This is a genomic window from Endozoicomonas arenosclerae, from assembly GCF_001562015.1.
GTDB lineage: Bacteria > Pseudomonadota > Gammaproteobacteria > Pseudomonadales > Endozoicomonadaceae > Endozoicomonas_A > Endozoicomonas_A arenosclerae.
Genome location: NZ_LASA01000114.1, coordinates 43,488 through 56,917, shown reverse-complemented (window position 1 = coordinate 56,917; position 13,430 = coordinate 43,488). Strand labels below are relative to the sequence as shown.

Here is a 13,430-nt window from a genome sequence, read left to right as displayed (position 1 = left end):
CTTTACAAGAATATCTCTGTCTGTCAGGCTGTGAATCGTCCTTGCCTTGGCGGGTTATGTCTGAGCTGGCACAGTGTGGGCATTTCACCCCGTCAGGCCAGCGAATCTGGCGTATCTGTTCAAAGCACTTGGCGTTGTCGAGGAGGTCATAAAGTTTCATGACACTTTTGTACAAGAAAACGTCTTCTATTCATAGTCAAATAACTCGTCCTCAACCAGCTCCCCAGAATCCATTAAGAGCCTTCATTTAAACCTCTTTTGCTCCTTTTTCCGGCTCTTGAATTCGGGCCAATAGAGCGCTCATTGTCCAGATAAATCAGCATGGCTGGGTGCTGTTCAACGGCCAGCAGCATGTCTTCAAAATGTCCCAGCATGTGAGGGGCTATGGCTTCTCTCTCCAGAGTAGGCGCCAACATACGCATTCTGTTGCCCTGGGCACTGACACTGAAGTGGTTCGAGAAGAAGTCGAGCAGGCGCCAGCTTAATGAAGTCTGACTGTTGATGGCTTCCAGAACGGTGGCTGCGGATTGTTCTATATAGAAGCGGCGTGCCGGGTTTTTAGGCATTTCAGCCATGCTTTTTTTGGCGTCTTTCCTGGCCTTGCTGAAGTCGTACAAAGCCCTCATCAATTCTCCCGATGAGGGCTGAGTGATGGAGTGGCGAGGAATCACCAGTTGATCCAGTAACCATTTCTCAGGATCAGGCAGAATCTTTTCCAGATCACCGGGCCTGGCACCGTATCCAAACCGATGGGCGGCTAAGGCTGCTCTTTCATGATTTTCCTGCATGAGCGGTCCAACCTGATCCTTGGGTTCTGATTGATGATTCATATCAGAAGTTATCGAACAAATATTTCAGTTGTGCACCGTCTTTTTATTTGTTCTGAGAATTAATTCTCAAATGCCAAAGTCAGGTTGTGATGGCTTACTTACTTTATCGAACTTGAATTACGTTTGACTCATAAACTCAAGGTGCCTGCGGTGAACATCCAGGTGAGTCTCCCGAATCATGGTTTCCAGTGCTTCGTCCGACATAAACTGATCAGAAAAGCCGGGCATAACTGGATCCAGATGGAGTTTGGCGCAAGCTTTAAACTGTCGTATAAGATCCCTCGGATTTTCATCTCCCATGGCTACACGAATGGTGGTCAGGAAAATACCGGCTTCTTTCTGGGCGGCTTCATCCATTTCGGAATGAGAGGTTAAGGCCGGACAGAGAATCAAGGTATTGCTCTGGCCGAGGCTGACCATATGGCCAAAAGCCGGTTCCAGGGCATCAAAGAAACGGATGAAAGCTTCTCTGGGAATGTGAGCTTTTTCCATATCAATACTGAACAACGGACTGGGCAGGCCGAGATAGAGTTGCTCTTCCCGTAAATCCGAGTTGGGGTGGCTGTTTAGAGCATGGCTGTTGACCTGGATCTGGTCATGGGCATCAAGGTAGTGACTGAAAACCAGAGTGTTGATGCACTTGGACAGCATTCGGCTTTCCAGGGTTTTCAGACCATTGATGATGTCCAGGGATTTATCTGCATCCAGAAAAGCACCTTTGATGTAGTAAACGTCCCAGAACAGGGTTTCATCCCAGCGAATGCCATCATGTTCGGTATTTTTCGGCAAAAACATACGGCTACTTTCGCCAATTATGCCGCCCGCGGTAGCGCTGCCAGAGCCGGAAATATCTTTGGTGTAACTGTGGATGACCCAGTCAGGTCGCTTGCTCTTGTCCTTGTTGCGCAGAGGACGATGCAGGAAGGGCGTGGCCAGAGTTGAATCAAGAGCCACAAGATAACCCTTCTCATGACTCTGTTGGCAGATGTTGGCGACATCAATCACATTGCCGTGGGGATTGCATGGGGATTCCAGGTAAACCAGAATCTTTTTTCCCTCTGTCAGAGCCTGCTGATACTTCTTTTCAACCTGCTTGAGCTTCTCGCTGAACGCTTCGCCACAGAATCCGTCAAACCACTCTAACTTTACTGCCATGCGATCAGGTCGGGCATAGAAATCCTGCATCAGCTGGAAAGTGCCGCCATAAACATTACGGGAACTGAGCAGAATGTCACCATGCCTGAGCTGGTTGGCAAGAAGGGCGTCAATGGCCGCCATGCCACTGTTGAAATTCCAGGTCATGTACTCACCGGCATTTTCCCCTGCCTCCAGAGCGGTCAGGGTATTGGCCAGAGAGATAGAAGTAGGATTTAGCAGGCGGCTGTAAATCGGGTGAGTGCTTTCTTTGCCGTGAAAGGCATCTTCAACCCACTCAGTGCAGGCATATAGATAAGTGGCGGTCTTAACGACCGCAGGGGTCGCAGAGAAGAGGGCGCCGACATTGGCAAATAAAGGGTAGTCGCCTTTTACGGCAAGACTGCTGACATCCATTTCCAGGGCATGATAGGCGTGCTTCATGCTGGGTTGCAGCATATCAATCAGTTTGGCCAGCTGGAAACAGAGAAACTTTTTGGCATTGAAATGGCTGATTTTGTCCGACTCAGGCAGTGAAGCAATGGCCTGGCAAAGGTTTTCGAACTGGCTGATGTCGGAGCCTGCCTGATAAAGACTGCTGGCAGCACTGAGTAAAGATTGCCCAAAGGGGGTATCAGGCTGAATACCAAAATGTTGAAGCTGCTCAGTGGCCAGGGCGTCGGCATTCTGAGCCTGGGTAGAATTACGAACGGGAGACAGACGCTGCATAACAGGAATCTGGTTAGCCATTAATGTGTCCTTTTTATCAAGAAAATGCCCCAACTTCGTGATACAGAGTAGGATTCATTTTCCGCTTAAGGCTTGTTTTTATTGGGAATTACAGCAAACATCCCGGTAAGGTGATGCAGACTGCACTTTTTACCGCTATAGGCATTTTTTTACGCTATGGGCATCTTCGCTTGTGGCGATTTGATAGTATTATCCTTTCATATTTATTTTGCCTTGTAACGGGCTAAAAAGCCTGAAAGGTAAAATTCTTTTCCTGGATGTGGCCCTGAGCCAGTCATAACGGCCTGTCCGCCAGGAACTATTCAGATGAGGGTAAGTGGATTTGATGCAGCTTAAGGACTTTCTGGCCCAGATGACGCCGGAAATCTACCAGAACATGAAACAGTCACTGGAGCTGAGCCGCTGGCCCAATGGTGACAAGCTGATGCCGGACCAGCGAGAAGGCATTCTGGAAGCCCTGATTGCCTGGGAGCATGACAATCTTCCGGAAGAAGAGCGTATTGGTTACATGCCTGTGGGCTGCAAGAGTTCATCCAAACAGGATGAGTCTGAAACCACCATTCTGCGCTTTAAAGACTGAGGTATAGAACTTGACTCAAAGTCTGAGTGGCGCACTGCGCAAGATGGAATCCGTGCTGAAAGACGGTCAGCCGGTTGATTACCAGCTACCTGTGGGCGATGGCCTGCTGCCTCTGAATGAACTGATGGGCAAAAAGCTGACGCTCGAATACCAGGGCGAGATCAACTGCTGCCACTGCGGTCGAAAGACCAAGAAAAGTTTCAGTCAGGGATTCTGTTACCCCTGTTTCAGAAAGCTGCCCCAGTGTGACTCCTGCATCATGAGTCCGGAGAAGTGTCACTATCACGAAGGCACATGCCGGGATGCGGCCTGGGGCGAAAAGTTCTGTATGACAGACCATGTCGTTTATCTGGCCAATTCATCCGGCCTTAAAGTCGGCATAACCCGCGCTACCCAGGTTCCTACCCGTTGGGTTGATCAGGGAGCGACTCAGGCTCTGCCTTTTATTCGGGTGTCTACACGACAGCAGTCTGGCTTGATCGAAACCCTGTTCAAAGAATTTGTTAATGACCGCACCAACTGGCGCGCCATGTTGAAAGGGCCCGCTGATCCTCTGGATCTCAAAGCCCAGGCCAGTGACTTGCTGGATATGAATCGCACCCGGCTGGAAGCGTTTCAGGAACAGTTTGGTCTGCAGGCGATTACCCCGGTCAATGATCCGGAAATCGTTGATATTCGTTATCCGGTAGAGCAATATCCTGTCAAAGTGACTTCTATGTCCTTTGACAAAAAACCGGTTATTGAAGGTGTGTTGATGGGCATCAAGGGGCAGTACCTGATCCTTGATACCGGTGTGATCAATATTCGCAAGCATACCTCTTATCAGGTCAACGTATCGGTTGCTGCCTGATCAGTGTGAAGGGCATGCTTTTTGTGTCCTTCAAATCCCGAGCCACAAGCTCTCACACGAAAACAGCCATGACCGTGTCGTGCCATAAATGTCCAGGTAGGTGACGAGTAAAGCGAAGCGCTAAACCCCATACCGTTCGCACTGAGCCTGTCGAAGTGCATAACCAGCATCCTTCGACAGGCTCAGGATGAACGGAGTTAAACGCTTGGCTGCACCAGGAGCCTGAGTTCAGCTGGATTCGAATAACAACAAAGCACGGCCATGGTAAAGGAAGGTTGAAAATGAAAGACGCGCAACCCAGAGCCATTTATCTGAAAGATTATCAGGCTCCGGACTATTGGATTGAGACTACCGATCTGACTTTTGATCTGTTTGAAGATCATGCTCTGGTCACCTCGGTACTAGGCGTGCGTCGTAATGAAGATCATGGGGACGATACCCCGAATCTGACTCTGGTAGGCATCGACCTGGAACTGGTCAGTGTCTACGTTGACGGTTCTGAGCTGACTTCCGAGCAGTATATTCTTGGTTCAGAAAGCCTGACTGTGCCGGTAGCCAGCAAGGCATTCTCCCTGACCGTTGTGACCCGCATCCGTCCCCAGGAAAACACTTCTCTGGAAGGGCTGTATAAGTCCAACGGCATGTTCTGCACCCAGTGTGAAGCAGAAGGCTTCCGCAAGATTACCTACTACCTGGACCGTCCGGATGTGATGTCCAAATTCACCACCAAGGTGATTGCTGACAAGGGCCGTTATCCGGTTCTGCTGTCCAATGGTAACGATATTGCCCGTGGCGAATTCGAAGGTGGACGACACTGGGTAACCTGGGAAGACCCGTTCAAAAAGCCCAGCTACCTGTTTGCCCTGGTAGGGGGCGACCTGGAAGTGGTGGAAGACAGTTTTACCACCATGAGTGGCAAAGAAGTGGCGCTGCAAATTTTCACCGAGTCCCACAATATCGACAAGTGCGACCACGCCATGCTCTCCCTGAAAAAGTCCATGAAATGGGACGAAGAAGTGTATGGCCGTGAATACGATCTGGACATCTTTATGATCGTAGCTGTGGATCATTTCAACATGGGCGCGATGGAAAACAAGGGTTTGAACATCTTCAACTCTTCCTGCGTTCTGGCCAGCCCCGAAACAGCGACGGACGACAGCTATCAGCGGGTAGAAGCGATTGTTGCTCACGAATACTTCCATAACTGGTCCGGCAACAGGGTGACCTGCCGTGACTGGTTCCAGTTGAGCCTGAAAGAAGGCTTTACCGTTTTTCGTGATGCTGAGTTCTCGGCTGACATGAACTCACGAGGCGTCAAGCGGATTGAAGATGCTTCATACATGAAGACTGCACAGTTTGCTGAAGATGCTGGCCCCATGGCTCATCCTATTCGTCCGCAGTCATTTATCGAGATCTCCAATTTTTACACCCTGACCGTTTACGAAAAGGGTTGTGAAGTGGTTCGGATGATTCAGACCATTGTCGGTAAAGATAATTTCCGCAAAGGTTCAGACCTGTACTTTGATCGTCACGACGGTGAAGCGGCTACCTGTGAAGATTTTGTCAAAGCTATGGAAGAAGCCTCCGGCGTTGGTCTGGGCCAGTTCCGTAACTGGTACAACCAGGCGGGAACGCCGGTCATTGCGGTTACAGACAGTTTTGATCAGGACTCAGGACAGTACTCCCTGACCATTGGCCAGAGTTGTCCGGCCACTCCGGGTCAGGACATCAAGCTGCCTTTCCATATTCCTGTAGCGGTTGCTCTGCTGGACAAGGATGGCAAGGCTTTGCCTCTGAACCAAGCGGGCGAGACTGAACAGGTTCTGCATGTTACGGCTGCAGAAGAAACCTGGAGCTTTGAAGGTCTGAAAGAAAATCCATTGCCGTCTATTCTCAGAAACTTCTCTGCGCCGGTTCGTGTTAACTACGACTACAGTCGTGAAGATCTGGTATTTCTGATGAAGTTCGACAGCGATGGTTTCAATCGCTGGGATGCTGGTCAACGTCTGGCGACAACTGTCATCGAAGATCTGGTGAGCGGACTGTTGAAGGGTGAAGAAGCCGAGATTGATTCCAGACTGATCGACGCTTTTGGTGTTGTTCTGGCGGATGATGAGCTGGATAAAGCGGTTAAAGCTGAAATGCTGAGATTGCCTTCTGAGGCGAGTCTGGCGGAGCAGGCTGAAGAAATTCATCCCCTGCAGATCTGTGAGTCCAGAAGACGTGTTCGCAAGGCCATTGCTGTGGCCCATAAGGACAAACTGCTGGAACTCTATCAAGCCCTGGAACTGAAAGGAGAGTACAGTCCAGAAGCGGGTGATATTGCCAAGCGTACCCTGAGAAACATCTGCCTTGGCTACCTGACCGAACTGGAAGACGACAGCCTGCAGCAACTGGCAGAAGATCAGTACAGAAATGCCAGCAACATGACCGACCTGCGTTCGGCCATGGGGGCCGTCATTAATTCCAGCTACCAGAGTCGGGCCACCATTGATTCTCTGCTCAATGATTATCTGGGTCGTTATAAAGATGACTCGGTGGTCATGGACAGCTGGTTCATGATGCAAAGTGGCAGTCCAGCCCTGGGCACCCTGGAGCATGTGAAGTCATTGATGGAGCATGAATCCTTCGACAGCACCAGCCCGAACAAGCTGAGAGCGTTGATTGGGGGATTTGCCAGCGGGAATATGAAACAGTTCCATTCTGGCACCGGTGAAGGTTATGAGTTCCTGGCGGACTGGATCATCACGTTGGATAAACAGAATCCGCAAACCGCTTCTCGACTGATGACACCGCTGACACGCTGGAAAAAGTACGAGCCAACGATTCGTGAGCGTATGAGAAAAGCTCTGGAGCGGATCAAGGCGGTGCCTGATCTGTCTACCGATATTTATGAAGTAGTGACCAAGAGCCTGTAATTCCTGCCTCTCTCTACTCTGTTTCCCCTCAGGAAGCAGAGTAGACTCTTCTAAGTACTAACACCTATCCTTTCGCTTCAGATACTGGCACAATGTCGCTCAATTATAAAAACTGAACCCGTTTCAGAAAAGCAGGGTGCACATTGAGCTCAGGGACAAACGCTCAGTATTTTTTATACAGTTAAAGTCTTTGGGCGGTAGCGTGTCTTTTATATCTTGCACAACGGACTCTTAACCCCATGACCACCACGGTTTAGTACATGAGTATAGATTTGGGTTGTCTTTAAGTCCTTGTGCCCAAGAAGCTCCTGGACCGTCCGGATATCGTAACCATCATCGAGCAAATGAGTGGCAAAAGAATGCCTGAAAGTATGACAACTTCCTTGCTTTTCTATACCTGATAATTCAATGGCTCGCTTTACAGCTCTTTGCAAAGTGCTGTCATCAATGTGATGACGCCGTTCGCAGCCATCTCTGGGATCGATAGATCGCTTGTGTGAACAAAAAAGATACTGCCAGTGCAGGCTTTTTGCTTCTGATGGGTATTTTTTTGCGAGAGAGTCCGGCATCCATACTTCACCAAAACCGGCCTCTCTATCTAAGGCATGAAATAAACGAACCTCGCTTATGCGAGCCTGCAGGTCGGGAATAAGGGGATCAGGCAAGATGGTTACCCGGTCTTTATTGCCTTTGCCACTGCGAACAAGAATCGCCTTGCGATTGAAATCAATATCCTTAATACGCAAGCGAAGACATTCCATGATCCGAAGCCCTGAGCCATACATCAGCTGAGCCGGTAACTTATGTGCAGAGCTGATCACGGAGAAAATAGCATTTACTTCATCGCGTTCAAACACCACAGGAATCTTGGTGGCCTTCTTAGCTCTGACCAGATTACTGACATCTCCCAAGGGCCTACCTAAAAGTTGCGTGTATAAAAAGTTCAGAGCATTCAATGCCTGGTTTTGCGTTGAGGTTGCAACACGGCGTTGAACGGCAAGATAAGTCAAAAACTGTCTGACATGATCAGGCCCTAAATTCTGTGGATGCTTCATGTGGTGATAGCGTATGAAGTACTTGATCCAATAACAATACGACTGTTCAGTCTTATAGCTATAGCGCTTCACTCTCAGGGTGTTGCGTACTTCAGTCATAAAAGGAGAAGGCATGATAAACTCAACTACTGTTATTTTGTACAGTATTATTAAAGAGAATGCCAAAATTGCAAATAACTCACTCGCAGCTTATTCAGAGCAGCAGGCAAAATAATTTATAGCCTATTGATAATTAATGACTTTTCAACACAATGAAAAGTTGGATATATCTCAAGTGAGTTAATTGTCCCTGATTTAGGGGGATATACCGCGTGTGAGTGTAATATCTAATATCACTCGTTTGAGTTCTAATAGCTGTTGCACGCGCCCAGCTAGCGCTGGGGGAAGTTAATAACAGGATTGTGTTCTATCTTTGAGAGTTCTTGATCATCCGATGGAACTCATGAACACAACGGTTCAGAAAATATTCAGGCAGGACTTTGAATTCTATAGCAAGAATAAAAAACTGCCACTGCATCAATATAAAGCGGCTAATGATTTCATAAACTGCAGAACGGCCGCTATGGGTGGCCATATACAAGCCTGCCCCGAAGGGCATGTTGAACGCATCAGTTACAACTCATGCAGACATCGCAACTGCCCTCAATGCAACAAAATACAAATTGAACGCTGGCTCGACCGTAAAAAGAATATCCTTCTGGATACGGCTCATCGCCACTTGGTATTCACTCTTCCTCATGAATTGAATGAGCTCTGGCTAATGAACAGTAGCCTGATGACGGATATCCTGTTCCAGACCGCCAGTGAAACACTTAAACAACTATTAAACGACAAAAAATACCTGGGGGCTGATACCGGTTTTCTGCTGAACCTGCATACCTGGGGACGTAACCTTAGCCTTCATCCACATCTGCACTGTCTGATCAGTAATGGTGGGCTGAGTGCTCAGGGAGACTGGGTTCAACCGGTCAAAAAATGTTTCCTGCCTTATCGTGTCATCATGCGCCTCTTCAGAGGGAAATTCTGTGCGGCCTTGAAGAGACACGCGGACTTGATAAGAAAGCCGGACAATTTGCCCCCTGTTCGTTTCAACAATCTGGTCAACCAGCTGGGCCGGAAAGACTGGCACGTTGAGATCATGGAGCCCTATGAGCATGGCGAAGGTGTCATTAATTATCTGGCACGCTACGTAAAAGGCGGACCCATCACGAATCAACAGCTAGATGAAGCGGATGACAGAATACTACTGAGGTATCAGAGCCATCAGACAGGTCAGCGAGAAGTCCATCGTTATTCAAAAGCCGGCTTTATCCGACAATTGCTGATTCATGTACCGGACAGGGGCAAAAGAACACTGCGTTTTTACGGTCTTTATACCAGTGGCAAACGAATGGCACTGAATAAAGCTCGGGCAGTACACCAGCAAGCACCGGTCAGCCATGATGAAGAACCTGAGAACTGGCAAGACTATCTGATCAGTAAGGGCTACGGCGAACAGGTGTTATGCCCTGTCTGCCAGCAAAAACTGCAACAGAAAGAACGACTGTTCAGAGGCAGGGACCCAACCACTCAATGGGTCTTCATACTGAATAACCTGACAGCACTGAATCTGACTGCCTGAAGCCAGATAAGGGCAACGTTTATATTAGCGCGGTAAAAGGCATGAAAGCAGAATATAATAAGGGATATTTATACTCAAAAATGATCCCATTCACCGGCCCTGGGATTATAAATCTCGTGGCTGAGGCTCAATAACGACTCAAGTCGTACAAAGATAAATACATAGAAGGGCCCGTGCAAGGGCGCGTCCAACAAGACGTTGTAATCCGACCCAATGAACTTCAGAGTGTTTTGCCTAAGTCTTGTGGCGCTTCGATTACTTGCAGTGGGCGGTTAAACTAAGCGTTATATTTCACTAAAAAGTAATTTATGAATCAATATCAAATAACAGAAATCCAAAAACTAGTTGAAGAGTTTGAATCATTAAACATTAATAAAGAGATCGGAAAAAGGTATAAACCTGACGAACTCGAAGCGAAAGTAAATGACCAATACACAATAAATGAAATGGTTATTCTCATTAATAAAGTTTTTGCTCAGTTTCGTGAAGAGTTAAATGGACTATACATCAAAGCCTTACCTTTTCAGTATAATTTTAATAATGAGTATGGTGGAGGGAGTTTAAATAATGATCTAACTTATTTGATCTCTTATCTTAGAAATGGGCAGCTACAAAATATTATAGAACCTCTCAACAGACTGATTCAATATCAAGCAGTATCTGGAATATGGGAAAAGCAGAAAAGAAAATATTTCCGAGCGAAGGAAGAAGATCTAATTATAGAGCAGCAAAGGATAAGCTTGATTTCTGAGAGCTTGGATTCTGCTAATGAACGCAGGACTGAATTTATTAATAGAATAGAGAAAAGTTGTAATGAGGTAGAAGAGTTCTTAGAGATAAAAAGAAAAGAGATCTCTGAAATTGAATCTCTACTAGCAGGATCAAGAAATCATGCTGAGGAAATCAATTTAACACTAAATCAAGCCACAGTAAATGCTGAAAAAATATCTTCGATCTATCAATCAGGAAAAGAAAAAACAGAAGAAATAAAAAGCTTTCTCAGCGAGGAAAAAGATAACTTTAAAGCTCATAACAGTAAGAGCGAAAGTGTTTTAACGGATTTTGAAAATACGCTCGATAGATTAAAGCAAAAAGATGAAAGATATGAAGATAAACTGAACGTTGTTGAAGGTAAAACAGATTATTTTGAAGAAAGAAATAACTATCTTAATGACTTGATTGGTCGCGAAGTAGGCGCATCTCTCTTTGAGACATTTAAGCAAAGAAAAAGCGAGCTATCAAAACCTGTTGAATTTTGGAGGTGGGTGGTCCCGATATCTGCAGTATTGACAGTATTCTGGATATTTTTCTTGTTTGGAGATACAGATTTAAAAACAATTTCACTCTACGTATTTGCTGTAAATTCTTTGAAATCAATTCCGGCGGTATTTTTACTTCTATTCTCTATTTCTCAATATACTAAAGAGCGTAATTTTCAAGAAGAATATGCTTTTAAATCCGCTGTAGCTTTAACAGTAAACTCTTATGCTGATCAGTTAAAAAATAATGATAATAAGGACAAACTGATTTTAGAATCTGTGATGGAAATCTATAGGTCACCTGTTCAAGGAATAAAGCAAAGTAGTGATACGAAGATTAATAACAAACAGGCTTTTGATACAATCAATAATTTAATTGATACTGCTAAAGAGTTGGTGAGATCGAGCAAGTGAAATATAAATCGGGTAAGGGCTGACTTTTCTTCAGCCCTCCCCACACCACCCGGCATGCGGGTCCGCACCGGGCGGTTCACCGAGAATGGTGAAACCTGATCCATAACTCTTTCATTGAAAGCAACCCCAACGAGGCTAGAACACCATTATTTAAACCCAGCTGTACCGCATAGGTTTTCGCGAGTCTGTATGGCCCTTTACTGCTGCCTGCCAGCATCACGGCCTGTTTCAAACTAACTCCCAGATTGACTAGTTTACGGACGATTGTCCGGGGATAACGCCACTGTTTCAGAAAACAGCATCGGATTCGGCGTCGTATCCACTCATCCAGTCCGGGAAGGGGTCGGTAATACTCTGACAGCGCAAAGTAACCCATCCAGCCTCGCAGATAATGAGCCAGTAGATGCATCCGTTTCACCATGCTGATACCCCAACTGCGCCGGGTCAGTTCAAGGACCTTCCTTTTGAAACGGTTCAGAGACTTATCTGTCCAGACAATGCGATTGCGGGGAAAAGTAAAGCCTAGATACTCACAGTCTGTTGCTTTGACTACCCGGCTCTTGTCCTTATTGACCTGCAGCTTGAGACGACGCTCCAGAAAACGACAGATGCTGTTCATCACCCGTTCTCCAGCACTCTGGCTCTTAACGAGAATCACGAAGTCATCGGCATAGCGCACAAAATGATGCCCTCGTCTCTCCAGTTCTTTGTCCAGATCGTCCAGCATAATATTGGCCAACAACGGAGACAGTGGGCCGCCTTGCGGAACCCCTAATCGTGTCGGCTGAATCTGGCCCTCAACCAGGACTCCGGCCCGCAGATAGGCACCGATCAGTTTCAGCAGTCGTTTACCCCTGATCATGCGGGCTACCCGCACCATCAGGGCGTCATGGTTTACCTTGTCGAAGAACTGCTTGAGATCAACGTCTACGGCAACCTGACCACCGTCTCTGATATGTTGCCTGAGCTGACGTACTGCATCATGGGCCGAACGCTCAGGGCGAAAGCCAAAACTGCTGTTGGAGAACGAAGGGTCAAAGATAGGTTGTAACACCTGTGCAATGGCCTGCTGGATCACCCGGTCGATCACCGTGGGTATTCCCAGTATCCGTTCTCCCCCTTGCGGTTTCGGTATCGCTTTGCGCCTGACCGGTTGAGGTTGATAAGTCCCTTCCAGAAGGGATTGGCGTACGGATGACCAGTGTCGTTTGGCAAAATCCGGGAAAGCTTCCAGCGTCATACCATCCACGCCGGGGGCCCCTTTATTCGACCGGACCTGTTTCCATGCCTTGTGCACGTTGGCCGGTTCCAATACGCAGTTAAATAGATTCGGGTTAAAAGTCGGGTACAGGCTCTGTCGCCCAAATCGAGTCAAGGCTCTCCGGCGCTTCGATCTGGAGATGAGCAGGCCTCCTCTCTGTTCCGGTGTTCGGCCCTTCGTTGGCGGCTCCTGCCGAACAACTACGCGGTAACTGCTCCTGCGTTACTCTAGCTCCTGCATCCATGCAGTCGTATGGCCTCTGCTGACTTCTGCCTGAACACACACTGAGTTGCCCCTGAGTGCGCTACCGTGAGTTCATCGTGTTCGCTCATTCCGGTTGATGAGGCCGAAATGCCCGGCCTGTTAAACCAGTGGCCAAACTGGGGAATAATCACAGTCGCCTGTCAGGCAGACCTCCCCGAATAAGAACATGAACTGTCAGTGCACAATCGCTGCATTTACCGCACCTCGTGAACCAAAAGGCTTCGCGATCATTGGCCCGCTCGCCTCCAAGGCTCGGCCTTATATGCAGTTTCTGTTCGTCGACTCGCACTTTTGCACTCGGGCTTCCTCCGCACAGCCCCTCGCGAGACTACACTTGCCGTCGGCTAGTGGTTATCACCGGAAAAAAAAATTACCGGTGCCGGTTCTCCCACAGGGGACTTGCACCCCATAAGTTCATGCCCATGTCGGGCGTACCAAATCAATCAAAGGCGCCCCTGCGGGGCTGGACCTCCACTCCGCGGCTTCGCCGCTGC

10 protein-coding genes are annotated in these 13,430 nt (G+C 47.8%); 5 read left to right on the top strand and 5 right to left on the bottom strand.

Translation table 11 applies throughout. The features are described from left to right. From WG89_RS32965 to WG89_RS18095, 3 genes are all read right to left on the bottom strand, one after another. Window positions 1-160: transposase (locus WG89_RS32965; RefSeq protein WP_172806691.1), on the bottom strand; the 160-nt coding region annotated here is incomplete at its 3' end. A gap of 73 nt (window positions 161-233) precedes the next feature. Further along, a complete protein-coding gene (locus WG89_RS18100; RefSeq protein WP_062268534.1) occupies window positions 234-830 on the bottom strand; it encodes a DUF1800 family protein in 597 nt (198 codons plus the stop codon). Window positions 831-947: 117 nt separating this feature from the next. Continuing rightward, window positions 948-2,714 (bottom strand): trans-sulfuration enzyme family protein, encoded by a 1,767-nt coding sequence (locus WG89_RS18095; protein WP_062268533.1) that lies wholly within the window; start codon window positions 2,712-2,714, stop codon window positions 948-950. A 325-nt stretch (window positions 2,715-3,039) separates the two neighbouring features. Here WG89_RS18095 and WG89_RS18090 point away from each other — a divergent pair, with 325 nt between their 5' ends. From WG89_RS18090 to pepN, 3 genes are all read left to right on the top strand, one after another. Then, window positions 3,040-3,294 carry a DUF1315 family protein gene (locus tag WG89_RS18090; protein WP_062268532.1) on the top strand — a complete coding sequence of 85 codons (255 nt, stop codon included), beginning with the start codon at window positions 3,040-3,042 and terminating at the stop codon, window positions 3,292-3,294. Window positions 3,295-3,304: 10 nt separating this feature from the next. Next, complete coding sequence (locus tag WG89_RS18085; RefSeq protein ID WP_245662933.1) at window positions 3,305-4,144, top strand: DUF2797 domain-containing protein; 840 nt, start codon at window positions 3,305-3,307, stop codon at window positions 4,142-4,144. A gap of 281 nt (window positions 4,145-4,425) precedes the next feature. Then, window positions 4,426-7,062, top strand: a complete 2,637-nt coding sequence (gene pepN, locus WG89_RS18080; RefSeq protein WP_062268531.1) for an aminopeptidase N — start codon at window positions 4,426-4,428, stop codon at window positions 7,060-7,062. 209 nt (window positions 7,063-7,271) lie between these two features. On the opposite strand, the gene WG89_RS18075 is transcribed toward pepN, so the two are convergent. Then, window positions 7,272-8,231 (bottom strand): integron integrase, encoded by a 960-nt coding sequence (locus WG89_RS18075; protein WP_062268530.1) that lies wholly within the window; start codon window positions 8,229-8,231, stop codon window positions 7,272-7,274. Between the two features lie 328 nt (window positions 8,232-8,559). Here WG89_RS18075 and WG89_RS18070 point away from each other — a divergent pair, with 328 nt between their 5' ends. Further along, on the top strand, window positions 8,560-9,738 hold the full coding sequence (locus WG89_RS18070; RefSeq protein WP_172806851.1) for an IS91 family transposase: 1,179 nt from the start codon (window positions 8,560-8,562) through the stop codon (window positions 9,736-9,738). A 308-nt stretch (window positions 9,739-10,046) separates the two neighbouring features. Continuing rightward, window positions 10,047-11,411: a hypothetical protein gene (locus WG89_RS18065; protein ID WP_062268528.1), complete on the top strand. Its 1,365-nt coding sequence runs from the start codon at window positions 10,047-10,049 to the stop codon at window positions 11,409-11,411. Window positions 11,412-11,487: 76 nt separating this feature from the next. Here WG89_RS18065 and ltrA read toward each other — a convergent pair whose 3' ends face one another. After that, the gene (gene ltrA, locus WG89_RS18060; protein WP_479686495.1) at window positions 11,488-12,708 is read right to left on the bottom strand and encodes a group II intron reverse transcriptase/maturase; all 1,221 of its coding nucleotides are present in this window, start codon (window positions 12,706-12,708) and stop codon (window positions 11,488-11,490) included. Between the last annotated feature and the right edge of the window lie 722 nt (window positions 12,709-13,430).